General features: G+C 45.2%; 14 protein-coding genes. 7 read left to right on the top strand and 7 right to left on the bottom strand.

Annotated features, from left to right (window positions below; genetic code table 11):
- Positions 1 to 8: 8 nt before the first annotated feature.
- Positions 9 to 854, top strand: coding sequence for a beta-1,6-N-acetylglucosaminyltransferase (locus V7S65_RS07785; RefSeq protein WP_336388632.1), 846 nt, complete (start codon positions 9 to 11; stop codon positions 852 to 854).
- A 61-nt stretch (positions 855 to 915) separates the two neighbouring features.
- On the opposite strand, the gene V7S65_RS07780 is transcribed toward V7S65_RS07785, so the two are convergent.
- From V7S65_RS07780 to V7S65_RS07750, 7 genes are read right to left on the bottom strand one after another with little or no spacing between them, the layout of a single operon-like run.
- Positions 916 to 1,686, bottom strand: a complete 771-nt coding sequence (locus tag V7S65_RS07780; protein ID WP_079467413.1) for a class I SAM-dependent methyltransferase — start codon at positions 1,684 to 1,686, stop codon at positions 916 to 918.
- Positions 1,687 to 1,707: 21 nt separating this feature from the next.
- On the bottom strand, positions 1,708 to 2,835 hold the full coding sequence (locus tag V7S65_RS07775; RefSeq protein ID WP_079467414.1) for a glycosyltransferase family 4 protein: 1,128 nt from the start codon (positions 2,833 to 2,835) through the stop codon (positions 1,708 to 1,710).
- A 1-nt stretch (position 2,836) separates the two neighbouring features.
- Positions 2,837 to 4,738, bottom strand: coding sequence for an asparagine synthase (glutamine-hydrolyzing) (gene asnB / locus V7S65_RS07770; protein ID WP_111578100.1), 1,902 nt, complete (start codon positions 4,736 to 4,738; stop codon positions 2,837 to 2,839).
- Positions 4,726 to 5,649: a glycosyltransferase family 2 protein gene (locus V7S65_RS07765; RefSeq protein ID WP_079467416.1), complete on the bottom strand. Its 924-nt coding sequence runs from the start codon at positions 5,647 to 5,649 to the stop codon at positions 4,726 to 4,728. Before V7S65_RS07765 ends, asnB begins: the two co-directional genes overlap by 13 nt.
- Positions 5,633 to 6,841, bottom strand: coding sequence for a glycosyltransferase (locus tag V7S65_RS07760; protein ID WP_079467417.1), 1,209 nt, complete (start codon positions 6,839 to 6,841; stop codon positions 5,633 to 5,635). Before V7S65_RS07760 ends, V7S65_RS07765 begins: the two co-directional genes overlap by 17 nt.
- Positions 6,841 to 7,992, bottom strand: a complete 1,152-nt coding sequence (locus V7S65_RS07755; protein ID WP_200817178.1) for a sugar transferase — start codon at positions 7,990 to 7,992, stop codon at positions 6,841 to 6,843. The genes V7S65_RS07760 and V7S65_RS07755 overlap by 1 nt, the downstream gene beginning before the upstream one ends.
- Positions 7,993 to 8,033: 41 nt before the next feature.
- Complete coding sequence (locus tag V7S65_RS07750) at positions 8,034 to 8,426, bottom strand: response regulator (protein ID WP_079467418.1); 393 nt, start codon at positions 8,424 to 8,426, stop codon at positions 8,034 to 8,036.
- Between the two features lie 423 nt (positions 8,427 to 8,849).
- On the opposite strand from V7S65_RS07750, the gene V7S65_RS07745 reads away from it, so the two are divergent.
- From V7S65_RS07745 to V7S65_RS07720, 6 genes are all read left to right on the top strand, one after another.
- On the top strand, positions 8,850 to 10,034 hold the full coding sequence (locus V7S65_RS07745) for a glycosyltransferase family 2 protein (protein ID WP_181784999.1): 1,185 nt from the start codon (positions 8,850 to 8,852) through the stop codon (positions 10,032 to 10,034).
- Positions 10,035 to 10,429: 395 nt separating this feature from the next.
- Entirely contained in the window at positions 10,430 to 16,549 is a 6,120-nt protein-coding gene (locus tag V7S65_RS07740) for a fibronectin type III domain-containing protein (protein WP_336388633.1), read from the top strand.
- A 391-nt stretch (positions 16,550 to 16,940) separates the two neighbouring features.
- Complete coding sequence (locus tag V7S65_RS07735) at positions 16,941 to 19,127, top strand: GumC family protein (protein WP_336388634.1); 2,187 nt, start codon at positions 16,941 to 16,943, stop codon at positions 19,125 to 19,127.
- Between the two features lie 10 nt (positions 19,128 to 19,137).
- Positions 19,138 to 20,217, top strand: a complete 1,080-nt coding sequence (locus V7S65_RS07730; RefSeq protein ID WP_339545453.1) for an acyltransferase — start codon at positions 19,138 to 19,140, stop codon at positions 20,215 to 20,217.
- Between the two features lie 120 nt (positions 20,218 to 20,337).
- Complete coding sequence (locus tag V7S65_RS07725; protein WP_079467423.1) at positions 20,338 to 21,771, top strand: O-antigen ligase family protein; 1,434 nt, start codon at positions 20,338 to 20,340, stop codon at positions 21,769 to 21,771.
- A complete protein-coding gene (locus V7S65_RS07720) occupies positions 21,768 to 22,484 on the top strand; it encodes a TolC family protein (RefSeq protein WP_336388636.1) in 717 nt (238 codons plus the stop codon). Before V7S65_RS07725 ends, V7S65_RS07720 begins: the two co-directional genes overlap by 4 nt.
- Positions 22,485 to 22,514: the final 30 nt, after the last annotated feature.

The following is a 22,514-nucleotide window of genomic DNA, read 5'->3' as shown; positions in this document are numbered from 1 at the left end:
TTCAGTTTATGAAACTAGCTTTTATTATACTGAGTCATAAAAATCCGGCGCAACTATGCCGGTTGCTGAACAGGCTGAAACATCCTGCTATTGATTGTTATATACATCTCGATGCCAAATGTGATATCAATAAATGGCAGGAGGCGATGAATATGCCGCAGGTATATTTTATTGAGAAACGGGTAAATGTTACCTGGGCAGGATATGGAACCATACAGGCAGCATTGAATGGTATTGAATTTATTGCCGGTTCAGGTAATAAATATGGTTTTATTCACCTTATCAGCGCACAGGATTATCCGCTTACAAATATGAACGTGCATTATGATTTTTTCAACACCCGGGCAGGGCAGCAATTCCTCGATCTGCTTCCCCCAGAGGCCTTGAAAAGGGTGATGCCCAAAATTACCTCCTATCATTTTGAAGATTTCCAGTTTCCAGGGAAATACCGGATCACCGTGTGGATCAATAAAATACTACCTAAAAGACGCCACCCCTTGAACCTCGAAGTATATGGAGGATCGCTCTGGTGGAGCCTCACACAGGAATGCGCCGAATGGTGCCTGCATTATATCCAGGATCACCCGGAGCTGGAGCGCTTTTACAAATATACCTGGGGAGGAGATGAATTTATTTTCCAGACCGTTATCATGAACGGGCCTTTTAAAAACAGTGTGCAGAATAACTATCAGCGGTATATCGACTGGTCTGAAGGACGGGCGCATCCCAAAACATTTGCCATGACCGACCTTTTTGCTATCCTGCAATCCGGCAAATTACTGGCCCGAAAATTTGATATGGATAAAACGCCCGAGCTACTGGATAAGATAGATGCGGCGGCTAATCGCCGATAAAAAAAAGAGAAGGCTGGTCACCGTGAGCAGCCTTCTTCTTTTTTGTACCAACATTCAAAAATCAACCGGCACTTTTTCTCCATAAGGTGTTAAAGCCACCGGTAAAATTGTAAGGCAATATTTCTGCCACCTGGCAATCGAGCGTTTGCAGGAATTTAAGTCGCTTTGTAAGCAGGGAAAAAGGAAATACATCTTCTACAAAATTCGTTTTCGCAAACCTCACTATTTTGAAATCGCTGGCCTGCGCCAGGTCCTGTAAGTCTTTACGCGTAAAAAACTGTACGTGATCCAGGTTATCTGCCTGGGACTGTGCGGTGGTTCCTTTAAAGCCAAGCGCATTTTTTACTTTATTAATGTTCTTCCACAAAACCGGGTTGTTGCGTGCTTTGAGCATGGGTCTTGTTACACACAATTCCCTGGGACCGTTACCATTCGGAACGGTTACTACCAGCAGGCCATCGTCTTTCAATGATGCGTGGATCGTGTTCAGCAGCAGTTGCGGATGATCCAGGTGCTCCAGTACTTCGCTGCATATTACAGCATCATAGGTTTCGCCCTGGGCAGTAAGCGCTTCCGCGCTGATAGCCGCAAACTTTACGTTGGGATACGTATTGCGCTGCTGGGCAACAGCAATGGTTTTCTCACTGATATCTATCCCCAGCACTTCATATCCAAACTGCCCGAGATGCCGGCTGATAACGCCATTACCACATCCTACATCCAATACCCGGCCTCCATCGGGAATATTACTCTTCAAGCTATCCGTTATAAAATTGAGTCTTTTTATATCGGTGATCCGATCATATTCGTAGGTGATTACGGTTTTTGTCATATTGAAATTGATAAAATGTTATTATTTACAAAGCTGTTGATATACCGCCGCAATTTTCTCCGTCATGCCGGCCACGTTGAAATTCGCTGCAATGGCAGCTTTCGCATTATTCTGCAAAGTAGTCCTCAATGTATGATCCTTTGCCACTCTCACAATGGCAGCACCCAATGCTGCAGGATTGCCAGATGGCACCAGCAGCCCGTTCTCGCCATCTTTCACTGCTTCTTTTGTACCATCTACATCGCTGGCAATAACGGCTTTCCCCATTGCCATTGCTTCCAGTACCCCGATGGGGAAGCCTTCCCATAAAGAGGGTAAACAATAAATGTCTCCTGCGTGAAGCACCGCGGGTACGTCCTGGCGGAAGCCCGCAAATGTTACCTGCTTTTCCACGCCGGCTTCAGCAGCTGCATTTACCGCGGCAGCCATCAGCTCCCCGTCTCCTATCATCAGCAAATGCAGATCCGGCGCCTGTTGCAACGCAGCTGCAAAACCCTTTACCATACACACCGGGTCTTTCTGATAGGTCATGCGTGCAATAAAACAGATCAGGAGTTTATTTTCCGGGATGCCATATTCCGCCCGCAGATCCGGGTATTGCTGGTCCGGGTTGAACTTCTGCAGGTTTACACCGTTTCGTACCACGATACCGGTAAAGTCCTTAAACGCTTTGATGCCGGTTTGCCGGTTGGATTCCGACACGCAGATATTTACCTGTGTTTTACCTGTAATAAATTTTTCAGCGGCAATGCGCAGGCGTTTAGCCAGCGGATGTAATCCGTCATGAAAAGACCAGCCATGAATAGTATATACCACCGGTAAACCCAGGCGGCGTGCAGCCCACAACACATTTGTGTTTGCCCGGGTACCATGCACATGCACAATATCTATCCGTTGGTCCTGCATGAATTTTTTTACTTTTTTCCAGACGCTGATATCAAATGCCTTCTCACTTTCGATCACAAACACAGGAATATCCATTTTCTGTAAAGCCGTTATCATTGGGCCTTCTGTAAAAGAAAGCACGATGGGATCAAATGCGGATTTATCCAGCGAGGCCACCAGGTCCAGTACGTGACTCTCTCCCCCGCCAATTTTACCCTGGCGGATGGTTTCAAGTACCCGTGTTCTACCATTTGTTTTGCCCATGTTACAATTTTTCAATCCAGCGGCTATACCATAACTGGAAAACCAGCATATTCCATAGTTTCTGATGACTCACCTTGCCACCCGACAAATAAGTTTCCAATAATCCTTCTACGTGAGGTACATTGAAAAGTCCTGATTTGGCGAGGCGCTCACCCGAAAGATAATATTGCATCTGCTCTTTCAGCTCATCTTTAAACCATTCCTGTAAAGGAGCAATGAAAGGTCTTTTCGGACGTTCCATTAAGGTTTTGGGAATATACTTATGTACAATAGTTTTCAGTATATACTTATTGATGCCATCTTTTACTTTCAGACTGGCAGGCACTTTTGCAAGGAACTCCACCAAACGGTGATCCAGCATAGGTTCCCGTCCTTCAATACTCACCGACATGGTGGCCCTGTCTACCTTTACCAGGTTATTGTCTACCAGGAAAGTTTTATAATCCACCGCCAGCAACCTGTTCAGCGGATCATTCATATTGTCCAGCTCCCCGTTCATATCGAAGTTGGTTTTATAACCATCTGCAGGAACTGCGGTATAATAGTTTACTTCGTTTTCTGTGAGATACTGGCTGATATATTTAAGCGCGTGCTGCGGCTTGCCGCTGGCCCATATCAGTTTCATTTTTTCGTACCGGGAAGCAAAATTATATTGCTTGTTAAAGTAAGGGATAATTTCCGGTGATACCACAGACATCGCAGCACTGAGCGTACGCTGTATAGGTTTTGGAAAACTTCCCGTATAACGGAGCGACTGGTTAAACTTGTTATATCCGGCAAACACCTCGTCTCCCCCATCAGCAGAGAGTACTACTTTTACTTCCTTGCTGGCAAACCTGCTGACCAGCGTAGTAGGTACGGTAGAATTATCTGCAAATGGTTCATCATATATTTCCGGTAAATGATGCAGTACCTCTTTTGCTTCGTTGGGACCTACTATCCATTCGTGGTGTTCCGTACCCAGGTGCATCGCGATCTTTTTCGCTTCCTTTGATTCGTCCCACTGCGGCTCTTTATAGCCAATGGTGAAGGTTTTGATGCGACTGGAAGTATCGGACTGCAACAGTGCCGCAACGCTGGCGCTATCGTATCCTCCGCTTAAGAAAACCCCCACCGGCACATCAGATACCATACGGTAACCGTAGGCGCTGTGCATCAGTTCTTCCGTGTGTTTGATCACATCGTGTTCAGACAACCCGGTAAGCGGCTGACGATAGGCATCCAGTACGTTCCAGTATTGGACTTCCCGGATTGAAGCATCCCCGAGCGATAACTTCAGGAGATGCCCCGGTTTCAGCTTATGGGTATTCCTGTAAATAGTGTATGGCGCCGGAATGTAGCTGTACTGGAGGAACAGCGACAAACTCTTCTCATCAATTTCTTTCCGGAAAGCTGGGTGCTCACAAATTCCTTTTAACTCCGAGGCAAAAAGCAGGGTGCGGTTGTGCCAGTAATAGTATAAAGGCTTAACACCAGCGCGGTCGCGGAACAGCGTTACTTCCTCTGCGGTGCGGTCATAAATAACAAAGGCAAACATACCGATGCATTTATCCAGGATCTTTTCCTTCCATTGTGCATAGCCTTTCAGCAACACTTCTGTATCTGCACCTGAATGAAAGTGGTGACCCAGCTTTTCCAGTTCGGTGCGGATCTCTTTAAAGTTATATATCTCTCCATTGAAAATAATGGAATACTGTTCAAAGTGCATTGGCTGGTGCCCGGATTTCGAGAGATCCAGGATCGATAAACGCCGCTGACCGAGGCCAACAGAAGCCTGTGGATGTTCGTACACTTCATAGCCGGCGTCATTTGGCCCGCGGTGTGCCATTACATCTGTCATGCTACGCAGGATGTCTGCGTCTGATTTTTGGGTAAAATCAATAAACCCTGCTATGCCACACATATATTATCTGGTTTAGGGTGTTTAAGATTCCAGAAAATTCCCTTCCAGAATGCATTCATATGAACCGATTCCCTTTTTAATAAAAACTGAACGGTATTTTTGGGAATGGTGAGAAAAATAAAATAAAGCATGAAAAACATCCTGGCAGGAAGTTTTACGTTCCGGCGCATGAATAATATCCTGTTACGTGTAATATAATACGTTTTCAACGGGCTGTTCTTACCGGTGGTCATGGACTCCTTGTGATAGATCAGCGATTTGTACTGGTAGTATATTTTATATCCCTGGCGTTTGAATTGTTCGCACCAATCGAATTCTTCATAATACAGAAAATATACTTCCGGCATCAGGCCCACCTTTGCAAGGGCGCGGGCAGATACCATCATGGCGCCTCCGTGTGCGTAGTGCGTTTCTGATACGGTGTCGTACTGACCCTTATCTTCTTCCCGGCAACCAATCATACTGTTTCTCCCGGTGAGTGTATCCACGGCTTTATACCCGGCATACTCTATTGTTCCTTTCTGAAAAAAATAATGGAACTTGGGGCTTACCACACCGGCATCCGGGTGTTTGGCAAATACTTCCAGCAGGCCTTCTATCAGTCCTTCGGTAAATTCTGTATCATTATTCACCAGGAAAAGATATTCACCGGTGGCGGCTTTGATACCGAGATTATTTCCTCCCGCAAAACCCAGGTTACTTTTGCTTTCGATAACAATAGCAGACGGGTACTCATCCTTTATCGCAGCAACCGGACTTTCTGCAGAGGCGTTATCCACTACAATGATCTCCAGGTTGGGATAGCTGATCCTGTTAAGGGAGGCCATGAGTTCCACCGTTACCTTAGCATTGTTATAATTAACAGTTATAATCGATACCAGCGGATAATATGTATTACTTTCTGGCTGCATCTAATAAAGGATTATCAATACCTGTTTGGGTATGAGTAGTATGTATAAAAGTTTTATCGGCGCCTTTCAGGCGGAATAACAATAATATCATGATGCCGACAGCGCGTGGTAAGGTAAGCACAGCGGTAAAAAGATATTTTGTAAAGAACTTCCCCGGAATAGGCAACAAAAGACTAAGTATATTCAGTATAAACAACGCTATCCACCAGTAAACAGAAACGGGTATAAAACGTTCCAGCAGGAAGGCCAGTGCTGTGCAAACCGTTAATGCCGCCAATAGCAGCATCCGCGGCAACAGTGCGTTCTGGCACACAGCAAGATTGAAGTAATTGATATCGCCTTTGAATAAAGCCGACCATCCTTTACTCCAGAATGTGCGCAGGTATACCAGCTGACTGGACATCCAGCGCTTCCGTTGATTTTCAAACACCGCCGCATGCGTAATCTTTTCATCATACACGTAGGCGTCTTCCAGGTATAAAATGCTGTGTCCTTTTGAGATCACCAGCAATTGCAACACTTTATCAAATCCACCGGTAGCCTGTATTTCACTGAGAATTTGTTTGATGAGCGGGTAGTGAAAAGCCATACCCGAACCGATTACCGAAGAAGACAATCCAAGTGCATTGGCGCCTTTGCGGTAAAGGTGATTGGCGATGATTTCATTGGCCGCATCCAGGATGGCAAAAGGAGTGTTCAGATTTTTGGCGACTCTTTGTCCCTGGATGGCGTAATGTCCCTGCTGATAAGCATGATTAATCTTCAAAAGAAAATCTGCTTCCAGCATATTATCTGCATCACAGATAAGGGCCAGGTCATAATTATCTCCCAACCTTTCAAAAGCGGTATTCAGCGATTTAGCTTTGGTACTTTTATCAAACTTAACGGCTATCACATTCACGCCTGTTGCTGCCAGCTCTTCCATCGTCCGTGGCTGGAGTGAATCCGCAATTACCACTACTTCAAACTGCTTTAATGGATAACGCAGGCGGTTATAACTATTTACAGTAGATAAAATAATACTGTCTTCCTTATATGCCGGGATGAGGATTGCAATCCTCGCATAGTTAACAGTTTCCTCATATGCAATTTTCTTTTTCCGGCTCAAACGACCAGCTATGGCTAACAACAGATTGTACAATACACAACCGGCCAGGTAAACAAACAGTATTACTTCTATAATTGTTATCATTATACATTATCTTTTTGTACAAGCGCGAATGGCGTACTTGCCATCAGCCACATATCATACCTGAGCGAGCGTTTATGGGCATAATTAATATCCAGGTCGATCCTTTCTTTCACCGACATATCTTTCTTTCCTCTTTTGCTAACCTGCCATAAACCTGTGATACCGGCCGGAGCAAGGAATCTTTCCACCCATTCGTCTGTAGTGAGCGTGGTAGCTTCATATAAAGGCAAAGGACGGTTACCCACCAGCGACATATCTCCTTTCAGTACATTCAGCAGTTGCGGAATTTCATCCAGACTGGTGTTACGGAGGAAGCTGCCGAGTTTGGTTACCCGCGGATCGTTGGATACTTTTATAAAAACAGGGCCGTCCGTTTGTCCGTCGTACTGATTCAGGTGTTTAATTTTATCCAGCTGTTTATCCGCATCAGGCACCATTGTACGGAACTTATAGAATTTGAAGACGCGGTAATTTCTACCTGCACGTTTGGCAGCGTAGAACACCGGGCCTTTGGATTCCATCCTGATCAGTACCGCGATAGCCAGCAATACAGGGCTCAGCAATATTAAACCGCCGCCGGCCAATGCTACATCGAGGGTACGTTTCAGGAAATTACTGTAGAACTTACGGTTGTATAACCGGGTGCGGAGACTGCTGCTTTTATATACCGGGAACGTGCGCATGCGTTTAAACTTGCTCACGATGGCGATTTTGTTACCCAGTACATGCCACGCGTCCATTGTGATGATATCATCAATAAAGGAATGCCTGGTCACCAGTGATTTCAGTTCATCAAATCCTTTTTCTGTGTATACGAAAAAAGGAATGGAGCAAAGAAACTGGTGCGTTTTAAAATAGGCCTCCCATTCTGAAAGGGCCGATTCATAGGCACTGTCGAACCGGTAAATAATGGCTGCCGGCACTTTCTTAAAAACGTGCTGCAACTGGCTGATCACTTTTTGCGCATCCTCTACGTTCTCTGTCACTATGCTTCTGAACTGATTGTTTTCAGTCAGCATTCCCTTATGCGGAGCACCAACAAAAAGCAAAATACTTTCAGCATCCGGTAGTTTGTAAAGCAGGGAGCTTTTACCGGTATCTACTCCTCTGATGCTTTCTACCTGCAGTAAGTTGTGAGTAAAGGTATCCATCGGTTAAAAATTAGTAGTGTATTCGTAGGTGACAATAACATTTATACGGCAGCAGCACTCAATTGTTTCTCCAGTATATAATCCACTTTGTTTAACAATTGCATCGGGTCGAAGGGCTTTTGCAGCACTTCTCTCACATTATTATATTTTGTTGAAAGATCATTTATTTTGTCGGCATAGAATCCTGAAAGCACCACTACCGGCGTATCCTGGTAGAGATAGCTGCCTGACAGGTAATCCAGCAGTTCCCAGCCGTCAATATTGGGCATCTGCAGGTCGGTGATAATCAGATCCGCTTTGTTTCCTTTCAACAGCCAGGTAATAGCTACCAGCCCGTCCTGTGCGGAAACCACCGAATATTCTTTTCCTAAAACTGCCTCCAGCAAATAACGCATCGGCATACTATCATCGATTATTAGAATTTTCTTTTTCATTTATACCTTCTTTACAAACAATTATTAAAACCGTTAATATGGGACACGCAAAAAATTATGCAAGCTCCCGAAGGCCTTTGATGGGATGTGGTCAATTATTAGTCAGGTAAGATACCTTCTGCGGTTTTAACATGGGGATATGAGAGAGGAAAGATGGTTTTTACATTTTTGTTGTTCGTTACCAGATCCGTTATCTGATGAACATGAAGCAAAAGTATTATTTTCAGGATATCATAGATACTTTTTTTGGTAAACGACTTAATTTGGTGGGTAAGTGTTGCAATTTTTACTGTAAACGGTCGGAATGATGTCAATAAAACGATATGAAACAACGATCTAATATAAAAATACAATTGCGTATGATGCAAATTGTGATACTTTTGCATTGAAAACATACGTGTCCCCATAAATGTATTGTCCTCTATGTCGATTTTGTCTGTGATTTTCTGGCTGAGTATTTTTATAGTATGCTATAGCTACGTAGGATATGGTTTCCTCCTTTACCTTGTAATCCGCGTCAAACGGCTATTACAGGGCAAAACCTCCGGAACGGCTGCGCCTTTTGTACCGGATGTTACTTTCCTGGTAGCTGCTTATAATGAAGAAGATTTTATTGCGGAAAAGATAGCCAATAGTCTGTCGATGGATTACCCCGCCGCGAAAATACAGTTCATTTTTGTTACAGATGGTTCTTCCGATAACACCAATGAAATCATTTCGCAGCATCCACGGATTACCTTATTGTATGATCCGCAGCGCAAAGGAAAAATGGCCGCAGTAAACCGTGCCATGGCATCAGTTACCACTCCTTTTGTAGTGCTGTCGGACGCCAATACCCTGCTGAACCCCGCAGCGGTATCCCTGCTCATGCAACACTTTGCAGATGACCAGGTGGGCGTGGTCGCCGGCGAAAAGAAAGTGATGGCTACCACCGGTGGTGCGGAGGCCGAGGGCGAGGGCATGTACTGGAAATATGAGTCATTACTGAAAAAATGGGATGCAGAACTATATAGCGTGATGGGCGCCGCCGGCGAACTGATAGCTATCCGTACTGCACTCTATGAACAGCCACTGGAAGATACCATACTGGATGATTTCATGATTTCATTCAAAATTAACATGAAGGGTTACCGGGTGATGTATGAACCTGCCGCTTATGCAATGGAAACCTCGTCGGCCTCCCTTCAGGAAGAGTATAAGCGCAAGGTAAGGATCAGTGCAGGTGGTTTTCAGTCGATGGGCCGGTTGCTCCCTCTGTTAAATCCTTTCAGATACCCAAAAATTACGTGGCAGTATGTGTCCCACCGGGTACTCCGCTGGACGCTTGCGCCTTTATCCCTGTTACTGGCATTGGTTTCCAATATTCTTCTTATCCTGTTCAATGGTGGTATTATATATATAGTTACCGGCGTATTACAGCTGCTTTTCTATATGGCCGCATTTACCGGTTACTTACTTGCCCAAAAACAGATCAAAGCCAAATATTTCTATATCCCTTTTTACTTTGTATTCATGAACGTGGCCGTTTACATCGGTTGCATCCGCTTCTTCAGGAAACGGCAATCCGCTGTATGGGAACGGGCACAACGTAGTATTGCTGTTCAATAATGAGAGCGCCGGTTTATTTCACCCGACAAAAATTTGCGTTTACCAGCAAAAAAACGCCGTTTGCAAAAAAAAACTTAATATATAGCTACAGTTATTTACTTTAGCGGTGAATATATAAAACCAATTGTAGAATCATTTTTGTCACAAATGAGCTGAGAATACAAATACACCATCAGTGAATTGATGATTTACCTACAGCCATTTTTTTCCAAAGACCTCATCCTTCGATAAAGCCACGTCAACTTTGGATAACAGCTATCCGGAGTGTATTTAATTTTTACCATCTCCTTTGAATTGCAAGTATGTCCGGCTTTCCGGATCAGTGCTTGTTATACTTTTTTTTCTGCAGTTGAAGCCGAATGACTGCCGGATAACATAACATATAACATACTTCCATGAATCGAACTTTACACCGCATGCTCCTTTTAATGCTCTTAGGGCTCTGCTATCTACCTGCAGTGAAGGCCCAAACAGCGTTAAACCCCAGTGATCCTGTAATCACTTATAATCCTGCAGCCCCCCCAGCAGATCCGCAGTATGATAAAATCACCAAATGGGTGAGAACTGTCAGGATGAGCTATGGCACCAGTTCTTATAAATGCTACATTTATAAGAACATGGCGTTTCGCCTGAAATTCCCGAAAACCTATGCCCCTGGTGTAAACGACGGGAAAAAATATCCCATTTACCTGTTCTTTCATGGTGTAGGTGAAAAAGGCACCATCTACGATAACGAATTCCAGTTATTATGGGGAGGCCAGACATGGGCCAACCGCGTTGATAACGGCCAGTTCGATGGTTATCTTATTTATCCTCAAAGCCAGGGTGGTTACTGGGGTCCCAACGACTACGATAACCTGAAAGAGGTGATTGATTCCATTGTTACCAGCGCGAAAGGCGATCCCGATCGCCTGAGCGTAAACGGGTTGTCCGGTGGTGGATGGGCCACATGGGAATTCACCATGCGCTATCCCCAGTTAACAGCGGCTTCTTTACCAATGAGCGCAATGGCCACAGATTACGGCAATCATATTGATACCTACAAGTTTACGCCGATGTGGCTTTTCCAGGGTGGCCTGGATGGCAACCCTGCTCCTTATACTACTAACCAGGTGGTGGCATTGATTAATGCCGCCGGTGGTAATTTTAAACTTACTACGTACCCCAACGATGAACATAATACCTGGGTTGATGCATGGAACGAGCCTGATTTTGCGCCCTTCATGCTGAGAGCCAACAGGCTGAATCCTTATCCATTATATGGATCTGCAACTTTTTGTCCGGGCGAGACTATCACCGTTGGTATAGCGCCGGGATTTTTACAATATGAATGGCAGAAAGATGGTGCCACTATATCTACCGGCACATCCAACTCCATCGCGGTAACCACTCCGGGCGCCTATCGTGTAAGAGGGCAACTGCCTAACGGCTGGACCGGCTGGTCGCCGACCCCGCTGGTGATCAGTTATAAGCCTGCTTCTCCTCCACAAACCATTACCACCTCCCCTGCCCTTGCCAGCAATGTGCTTCCGGCTCCGGATGGTACTACCAGTATTACCCTGCAGGTGCCTGCGGGTATGCTCAGTTATGAATGGATACGCGCGGGCAGCGCCACCATTATCAGTACCACCAACACTTTAACAACCTCTACTCCGGGAGCTTATGTAGTACGGGTTAAAGCACCAAACTACTGCATCGGCACCTATTCCGATACATTCAGGGTGGTAAACAGCACCGGCGTGAACGGGCCTGATCCTATCAGCAGCCTGGCAGTAAACAGTTTCACCAAAACACAGATCGTGTTGTCGTGGGTGGAAAATGCCACACCAACCTATAGTGAAAAGTATTTTGAAATATACCGGGCAACCCAGGCCGGTGGCCCTTATGTGCTTGTTGGAAAAAACAACGCCAACGTAGTTTCCTTTACTGATAACAATCTTATTCCAAATACCAGCTATTTCTATAAAGTACGTCCTGTAAACGACAATGCGGCCGGACCTCTCTCTGCTGAGGTAAAAGGCACCACTGCGTCAGACAGCTCTGCTCCTTCTGCCCCTCCGTCTTTAACCCTCGGTAGTTATACTAATAACCAGGTAATACTGAACTGGTCTGCTGCTACAGATGACGCAGGTATCGCCGGTTACGATATTTATGCAAACAATGTGTTGAGAACATCCGTAGGCAAAGTACTTACCGCAACCGTAACAGGTCTTACAGATGGTACTTTGTATAACTTCTACGTAAAGGCAAAAGATGTGTCGGGAAAATCATCTACCCCAAGTAACCAGGTAACGGTGAGAACCAAAAAGGCAAATCTTAATTATAAATATTATACCGGTTCTTACAGTAACCTGCCCAACTTTACCAACCTTACACCTGCCCAAACAGGTAAGGCTTATGTACCGGACCAGAGTATTGTACCAGCTGGTGTTACCACCAATTACGCAGTAATGTGGACAGGTTATATCCGTATCCCTGTTACTGGTACCTATAAATTTGAAACGTATTCAGATGATGGCAGCAAGCTGTATTTCAATAAAGCATACAGTAACTCTGCAACTGCAACCGTAAATAACGACGGCGCTCATGCTGCTGCTTACGCATCAGGCACTGTAATTGTCAATGCGGGAGTGTATCCTATCACGGTTACCTACTTCCAGGGCGGCGGTGGCTCCGCTATGGGCGTATACTGGACCAGCACTGCTGCGGGTATCAATACCCGTACGCTGATACCGGCAGAAGCCTTTATTGATACGTCTGTAGTAAATGGTACCGCACCTACCGCTCCTACTACCCTGGCAGTAGCTGTAAATAATTACAGTAAACTAAACCTGACATGGGCAGATAAAAGCAATAATGAAACAGGCTTTGAAATATACAGAAGCACCAGCAGCGGCGGAACTTATACCATCGTTGCTACTGCGGCGGCCAATGCGGTAAGCTATACAGATACTGCGCTGAACGCCTCCACTGCTTACTATTATAAGATAAGGGCTATCGGCCTTTATGGTGAGTCGGCCTATAGCGCTGTAGCCAATGCTACCACAGCAGCCAAGCCATTACCACCGGCAGTGCCTACCAACCTGGTTACACAGGCGCTTTCCACCCAGGTAGTGAAATTAACCTGGACAGATAACAGCACCATTGAAACAGGTTACGAAATTCAACGCTCCCTGGCAGACAGCCTGCACTTTAGCGTGCTGAAGAGCGTAGCTCCTGTGGCCTCCGGACAGGGAACATTCTCTGATTCTTCCCTCGTTGCCAATACAGTAGTATATTATAAGATAAGAGCTTTCGGTGAAGGCGGTTACTCTGCATTTACCAAAGCAGTGATAGCAAAATCACTGAACAATCCTCCGGTAATAGCCGATATCAGCAGTCAGACGATCCGTTACGGCACCACCCAGAGTATCCCGCTGTCGGCTACCGATCCGGATAATGATGCAATTACCTTTAGTCTTTATAACGCACCTGCATTCTTCTCCCTGCAGCAGAACGCCGGTACCACTTCCCTGATCCTGGCGCCAACTGCAGCGCAGCAAGGCACCTATAACGGTGTTGGAGTGATTGCCACAGATGCCAACGGAGGAAAAGACACCGCGTTGTTTAATATCATCGTAAATGATAACTATCCTCCGGTAATAGATTCCGTTGCAGGATGGAGCGCAGATGAAGGAACGCAGAAAACCGTAAAGGTATCCCTGCATGATCTGAATCCGGGTAATACCTACACCTGGACAGCACTCCAGATTCCTCCTTTTGCCACCATCACCAGTAATAATGATACCTGTGTGATCAACCTGCAACCAGGTTACGGCGCATCCGGTACTTATACTATTAAATTACAGGCAACAGACAACCAGGGTGGTATTGATGTACGCAGCTTCGTATTAACCGTGGTGGATAAACCAACACCTAACTATAAGCTGCTCCTTAACTTCACACTGAACAGCCTGGCACCTGCACCGTGGAATAATATCACCGGGGCTACTTCCAACCTGAAAGATGACAACGGACAAACCACCAGTGTTGGTCTGTCGTTCGATGAAACATGGTGGGCAGCAGGTACAGAAGGCGCCACTACCGGCAATAACAGCGGTGTATACCCTGATGCCGTGATGAGCCAGTACCTTTACTTTGGTTCGCTTCCCGGCTTCTTTACAGGTGCGCCGTCTATGCACGGACACCTCACCGGTCTGGAAACAAACAGGACTTATTCCATTAAGTTCTTCTCCAGCAGTAAATGGTGGGCGCCGCAGCCGGATAACGGCAGCACACAGTACACTATTAATGGTGTAACCAAAGCCCTGAACGTTCAGAACAATACTGCGAATACAGCGGTTTTTGAAAACCTGACAGCAGATGCTAACGGTGAAATCAAATTTACCCTCAGTATTCCGGCCGGTGGCCAGGTAGGCTACCTGAATGCGATGGAAATAAATGCAGGCGGAGCCGGTGATACTACCATCGTAGTAAATCAGCCTCCGGTAATTACGGCTATTCCAAACAAAACATTGGAAGCCGGAGATACCATCCATGTACAGCTGCAGGGATCCGATCCTGAAAATGATGCCATTACTTACACGGGTTATAACCTTCCTTCCTTTGTTTCTGTAGTACAGTCCCAGGGTAGTAATCCTTACCTCCTGGTGGCCCCTGCTACCAACAACGCAGGTCAGTTTAACAACATCGGTGTAATTGGTACGGATACTCATGGCAACAGCGACACGGCGGTATTTAACCTCACAGTGAATGCACCGGCAGGTGGAGATACCAGCGGTTATAAACTGTTCCTCAATATTAAACAGAACAGTACTGCGCCTGCTCCATGGAATAATGTTACCGGAAGAGTTACCAACAACCTGAAAAACGACCAGGGACAAACCACCGCATCCAGCCTGGTGTTTGATGAAACCTGGTGGGCGACCAATGGTGAAGGCGCTATTACCGGCAATAACAGTGGTGTATACCCTGATGCTGTGATCAACGACTTCCTCTACTTTGGTTCATTGCCGGGCTTCTTCACCGGAGCGCCAAGCATGACCGGCCATATCACTGGCCTGGAAGCCGGTAAGAAGTTTACCGTTAAGTTCTTCTCCAGCAGTAAATGGTGGGCGCCGCAGCCGGATAATGGCAGCACGAAATTTACTATCAACGGTGTTAGCCAGACACTGTATGTACAAAATAATTCCACAAGCGTGGTGAGCTTCACAAACCTCAGCCCCGACGCGAATGGTGAAATAGTATTTACGCTGAGTATCCCTGCGGGCGGACAGGTAGGTTACCTGAATGCCATCGAAGTGGTAGCGGGTACTTCCACAGCGCCAACAGTCAATCACGCACCGGTAATAACAGATATTACCAACCAGAGTGTGGAGGCAGGTTATAGTCTGAATGTTCCCGTGACGGCAACGGACCCGGACAACAACCCGATTACTTATAGTACCGTCAACCTGCCTTCTTTTGCTACATTGACGCAATCAGGCGGTAACGTATCGCTTTCTATTGCGCCAACCATCAGCGATGCAGGCACCTACAATAATGTAAAAGTTATTGTGAAAGATACCTACGGCGCTGCTGATACTACTACATTCAATATCACGGTAACTCCGCCGCCGAACACCAGCGGCAGTTACAAACTGTTACTGAACTTCAAGCTCAATAACACGGTACCGGCTCCATGGAACAATATTACAGGCGCTACGTCTAACCTGAAAAACGATCAGGGACAAACCACTACCGTAGGATTGAGATTTGATGAAACATGGTGGGCAGCAGGCGTTGAAGGCGCTACCACCGGTAATAACAGTGGTGTGTATCCGGATGCGGTACTGGCCGAATACCTGTACTTTGGCTCATTACCTGGCTTCTTTACAGGCGCACCGGTAATGCACGGTCACCTCACCGGGTTAAGTGCCAATACCACTTACACCATCAAGTTCCTGTCCAACAGTAAATGGTGGGCGCCACAGCCGGATAACGGCAGCACCCAATTCACCATCAATGGTGTAAGCAAAACGCTGAGTGCGCAAAACAATACCAGCACAACAGCCGATTTCCTGAACCTTACAGCGGACGCCAACGGTGAAATTGCCTTCACTCTCAGCATCCCTCCGGGCGGTCAGGTAGGCTATCTGAATGCGATGGAAATTATTGCTACCACCAATATCCAAAACCTGGGCAATAATACCCAGCTGATGGGTACCGGCAGTTCAATGAGCGTGACAACAAACATTGCAAAAAGCAGCATGCTGGTGAACGTTTATCCAAACCCTTACATAGATAACCTGGCCATTGATATGACACTGCAGAAAACAGCACCTGTAATGCTCATCGAAATCAATGACCTCAGTGGTAAGCGTCTCTACAGTGAAACCAGGAAAGAAGTACCGCAGGGTAAAAACCTGATAAGGATCAATACACAACGTACAGTAGTACTGCCGGGTGTGTACATCCTGAAGATTACTTCTTCTACCGGTGAAACAAAGAGTGTTAAACTTATCAGGCAGAACTGAGTTGTAACTGAATGATTATTATAAAAGTAAAACCGTTCCGGGCGATGTTCCGGAACGGTTTTTTTGTAAAAAATTCTCTTTACCCCCCAAACTTCAACGGTTACCAACTAATTTTTATGTTTCGCTTAAAAATAAAGTGTGTTTTAATATAATCTTTTACCTTTGAGCCATAACCGGATATACCTGGATAGCTATGCTCCCCGGATATCTCCCCATTAACCTCATCCGCGCCAAAAACCTGATATATTGTAAGGCTTCTTGCCAAACATTATCATCTTATTTTTTACCATCTCCTCTGACATACCAGTTACCACGCCGGGGCAAGGCTGATATACACTTATCTGTGTATCCCACTCTGCGTATCAATTAAAGCTTAAAGGAAAAATTCTATATGGACATTGTGTATTTCATAAAGGCATTGCTTAAAAAGAAATGGTGGATCCTGTTCAGCACCATCGCCGCTGTGGCAGCAGCATTTGCCTTTACAATCGGTAAACCCAAGTTATATGCCTCCACCGCCCAGATGGCGACAGGCTTTACAACAAATGAACAGATTAAACTACGCGATGAAAATCTGAATCTTTTTGAAGCAGACGTTAAATTTGATAACGTCATCGAAACCATGAATTCACCGCTGGTGATAGGATTGCTGGCATGCGACCTGATGGTACACGATCTCACCTCCAACAAACCATTCAGGCATCTTTCAGAAAAAGATTTAAAAGATCCTCATTATACCAGTGCCAACAAGGAAGAAATTGTGCGTATCTGCCGCCAGAAAATTGACTCGCTGCAAATACTCTCTTCCTCCCAGCCGGACGAAAGAAAAATACTGGAGTTCATGAAGATTTACCGGTACGACTTTGAGTCTATCCGTAAAATGCTTTACGCTACACGTCTTTCCCGTACAGATTATATCAATATCATTTGTTATTCAGATAATCCTGAATTATCTGCTTACACCGTTAATACCCTTTACAAAGAGTTTATCCGTTTTTACCGCAGTTCACGTTCCGAACGTTCTGTTGAAAACGTAGAGACATTTGAAGCACTGGTGAACCAGAAGAAACAGGAACTGGATCAGAAAGTTGAAGCGCTCAGAGGTTACAAAACACAACAGGGCGTGTTAAACGTGGAAACCGCCAGCGGCAACGAATGGGACCTGATCAAACAGTTTGAGAAATCTGTATCAGATGAAAGAGCTAATTACAATAACCTGCAGGCTTCTCTCAGTAATGTAAACGCACAGCTGGCCCAGGCAAGCAGTGGCAAACCAACTTACTCCAATTCAAACGGAGAAATAGTTAGCCTGAGAAAACAAATCAACGATCTGAATGACCAGTATGTAAATTCCGGTTCCACTGATAATGCGCTGGCAGAGAAAATAAAAACGCAGCGCGCCAAACTGCAAAAGGTACTGCTCGACGCCTCCGCTACTACCGGTAAAGTGAGTACCCGCGAAGAACTGATCCAAAGCAGGGATGCATTGGAAGCACAGGTAAGCGCCTCCAGGTTAAATATCAGCACCCTGGAAGGAAAGATCCGTAATCTTCGTTCCTCTGTTGGCTCTTACGCCAATAAGGAAGCTACTGTTACGTCCCTGCAACAGGAAGTAGAGTTAGCGCAGGATGAATATAATAAGCTGAAAGAAAAACTGGGGTCCGCATTGGATAACCGGAATGTTCCACAGGATAATTTCCGTCAAACATTAAAAGGACAACCGGCTTTCACACCCGAATCATCCAAAAGGCTGATCATTATGGGCATGTCTGGCATGGCTGTTTTTATGATCTCCTGCATCGGCATTCTCTTCCATGAGTTTATGGATAATTCACTGAAATCACCTTCTGTATTCAACCGCAGCTCCAACCTGAAACTGATTGCCACTATCAATCATACCAATCTTCAGCGATATAAATTGCTGCAAATACTGCAACGGAAAACGGATGAAGCGCAATGGTTAAAAAGACAAAATGTTTTCCGTGAACTGTTACGCAAACTCAGGTATGAACTGGAAAGCAGCGGTAAAAAAATATTTTTGTTCACCAGTACAGAACCGCAGCAGGGCAAAACCACATTGCTGCAGGCAGTGGCTTACAGCCTTAGTTTGAGCAACAAGAAAGTGTTGATCATCGACACCAATTTTTGTAACAACGATGTGAGCGTTCAAATGGAAGCAAAGCCAACCCTGGAACATTTCTCTGTACCACCGGAAGAGTTTTCCATTGAAAAGGTAAAAGAGATTGTTACTACTTACGAAACACCAGGTATTGAAATTATCGGATGTAAAGGTGGCGACTATACGCCGTCAGAAATTTTACCGCCGAACCACCTGCTCAATTATTTGCCGGAACTGAAAAAACATTACGACTATATTTTGATGGAAGGCGCGCCACTGAACGATTTCACAGATAGCCGCGAGTTGGCGGCTTACGCCGAAGGTGTGGTGGCAATTTTCTCATCTCATTTAAAAATAAAACAGATTGACAGAGAATCTTCCGAGTTCCTGGAATCTCTTGGTGATAAGTTCCTGGGAGTAGTTTTGAATAATGTAAAAGAAGATTTTATTGAGCTTTGATCTTTTAAACATGTATCAACGGATCTTTAAAGACATATTTAGTTTGCGACCCGAAAAAAATGATTCGCGTTATGCCTGGATCGATTACGCCAAGGGAATAGCCATTGTACTGGTGGTTTACCGTCATCTGGCATATGGTCTGGTGGCGCGGGGCGTATCTCTTCCAAAAGAGGTGCTGGCTACAAACGATATGCTTTACAGTTTCAGGATGCCATTATTTTTCCTGCTTTCCGGATTTTTTTTCAGCAGAAGTGTTGCTAAAAGAGGCGCCGTAAGCTTTGGAATATCAAAGATCAATACGCTATTATATCCCTATATACTTTGGGCAGTAATACAAATCAGCTTACAGATCTTCTTTCCAGATTACTCAAACGCGGAACGGTCGGGAAGAGATTTTCTGAATATCCTGCTCCAGCCAAGAACGCTGGATCAGCTGTGGTACCTGTTTGCGTTATTCAACGTAACTATGTTGTACCTGCTGACATCACTGCTGATCAAAGAGAAAAAGGGCTGGCAACTGGTGACAGGGCTGCTACTGCTGGGCGTAGCGCCTTATGTGCGAAGCCACAGTGCGCTTTATGATATTGCATTGCACTACATCTACTTTGCAATCGGCGATATTACTGCGGGATACTTTTTCCGTGCGCAAACACAACAGCAGTTATCCAACCCGGTAAACCTGCTCGTGCTGACACCGGTGTTTTGTGCCCTGCAATGGTATTACCTGTATCATCAGCAAATGAACCTGTACCTGTTAATGCTCATTGCGCTTAATGGCTGTTTGTTTGTAATAATGCTGGCATCCTGGCTTGCAAAACTGCAGAAGCTACAGTTCCTGAGCGTAACCGGCCATTACTCTCTATATATCTATCTGCTGCATATTACTGTTTTTGCGGCATTGCGGGCAATGCTGCTGAGTATCGGAATTACCAACGGAATAGTATTGCTGCTGATCTGTATACCATCCGCTATCCTGCTTTCGATTATTGCTTACCGTTTACTGGTAAAAATAGGATGCAGTTTCCTCTTTACAGGAAAGTTTGGTATAAGCCGTTCAAATGGAAAAATAATGACACATAGTTTTATATGAAAGTACAACCAAAGAAAAAGCCGATAGACCAACATCTTCATCAGATGCTGATCCTAATCTTTATAGCGCTTACTATTATCGCTATGGCTGTTAAAATAGTGTTCTTATAAATTGACCTAAGTGGAAATTGCGAAAAAAAATATCTTCAATATCTTTATTATTATCGGTTGGGTACTGCTGATTCCGGCAATAGCTTATATCAGCGCCCAGGAGATAAAATACATTGCGCTGCTCATCGGGCTGGTGATAGGAACCACTGTTGCTGCGATTTCCATTCTGAATTACCGCGCAGGTTATTTTATCTCCTGTACGGTAGCACTGACAGTACGTTTGCTTGAAAGAATGTCCGGCACGGAAATACCCGTGGGCGTATTGATAGATGCCATCCTGTTAATCACGTTACTGGGCAGTTTGCTAAAGGCAGGAGACGACAGTATTAAGAAAGTAGACTTTCTCCGGGATCCTGTGCTGATCACCTTTTACATCTACGGAGGGTACGTGCTGCTGCAGTTTTTCAATCCTGCGTTTGTTTTCGACCGGCATGGCTGGACCACCTTTGCGCGGGTATTTGTCCGCAATATGATCTTTATGTACCTGGTCATGAAAATGATCCGCAACATGAATGACCTGAAAGTGTTCCTGAAATTCTGGATTATCATACTTACTATAGCAGCCTTTTATGCATGTATTCAGCAGTGGTTTGGATTAATGCCGTTTGAAAAAGCGTACATCGCCAAATACCCCGAGAAATTCAAAACAGTAATTATTCTCACCGGTATCCGTATTTTCTCCTTTGTGTCGGACCCCGCTGTATTTGGCGTTATCATGGCCTGCGGCTGTATTATAAATATTGTACTGCTGACCAGCTCCAGTAAAATGATATCTGCATCAAAAAAAGTGTTCCTGCTGATATCACTGGCGCTTCAGTTTATGGCACTGGGATTTTCCGGTACCCGCACAGCATACATCATGGTTCCAATGGGACTGATCATGATGCTGTTTGTAAACCTGCGGAACAGGAATACCGTGATTGGCGCACTGGTATTTGTATTTGCTTTCCTGGTATTGATGTTCGGTCCGTTTCACGGCAATTCCACTGTTATCAGGATGAGGACTGCCTTCTCCGGCTCGGAAGACGCATCCCTGAATGTGCGGGAAGTGAACAGGCATCGTATACAACCTTACATCTACAGCCATCCTATCGGTGGCGGGTTCCTCAGTTGCGAACCTGGTTCCGGTAGCGAACTGGATGGCTTTCCGCCCGACAGCGGTTATTTACGTACCGCCCTTGAACAGGGATGGATTGGCTTACTGCTCATCATGGTAAATATCTACATGGTGATGCAATATATGGTCGCCAATTATTTTGCCAGCAGAACAGAAATGGAAAAGCAGTTTACGCTGGTCATCCTTTGTGTGATGTTCGCCCTGGTAGTAAGTATTTATGCACAGGAATCATCCGGCCTTATTGAATCAGCCCTGCTTTACTATGCCCTCAACGGCATCTCTATAAAATTAAAATATTTATTATCATCTCCAAATATCACAACATGAAACGAGTACTATTCTTTTTATTAGTAGCATTAACAGGTACAGTGGCAAAGGCGCAAAGAGCCGATACCAGCATTGTGCTGCGCCTGCCTGCAGATCAGCCAACAGTGGCCAGACTGAAAGCAAGACTGGTGGAGCTTGCAATGGAAAATCCCCAGATCAAAGCATTGGACATAAAAAAACAGATTACAAAATACGACGAAAACAGGGCTAAAGCCGGCTGGCTGGATATGATTGTTGCTTCAGGTAACCTGAATGAATTTACCATTAAAGGAAGCGGTACCACCAGCAACAACACACTATACCCCAGGTACAACTTCGGTATCAATGTACCACTCGGACATTTGATCAGTATTCCTAACGAAGTAAAAACTGCGAAGGCAAACGGGAAAGTATTCGAACAACAGAAAGAAGGTGAAAAGCTGGCTTTAAAATCGGCCGTATTGCGCGCCTACGAAGACTATGCAGCGAACAAACAATTGTATGAACTGCAACTCCCCCTGCTGGAAGATTCCTACAATCACTACAAACAGGTGGAACAGCGCTTCTCAAAAGGAGACCAGAACACTGCCGTGGAAGGTTTGAATGAGGCATACCGTATTTATAATGCAGAAATGGTGCGTAAGGTAAACCTCGAAAGAGAAGTAAAACAATCAAAGCTGGTACTGGAAGCAATTATCGGCACTTCGCTGGAAGAAGTATTGCTTCATTTATAAGATGGAGGTTTGTGAACAAGGTAGCCGGCA

The sequence above is a fragment of the Chitinophaga sp. CCNWYY40 genome (assembly GCF_037483205.1).
Classification (GTDB): Bacteria; Bacteroidota; Bacteroidia; order Chitinophagales; family Chitinophagaceae; genus Chitinophaga; species Chitinophaga ginsengisegetis.
Note: the sequence above shows the minus strand (reverse complement) of the source record. Positions and strands in the feature narration are given on the sequence as shown.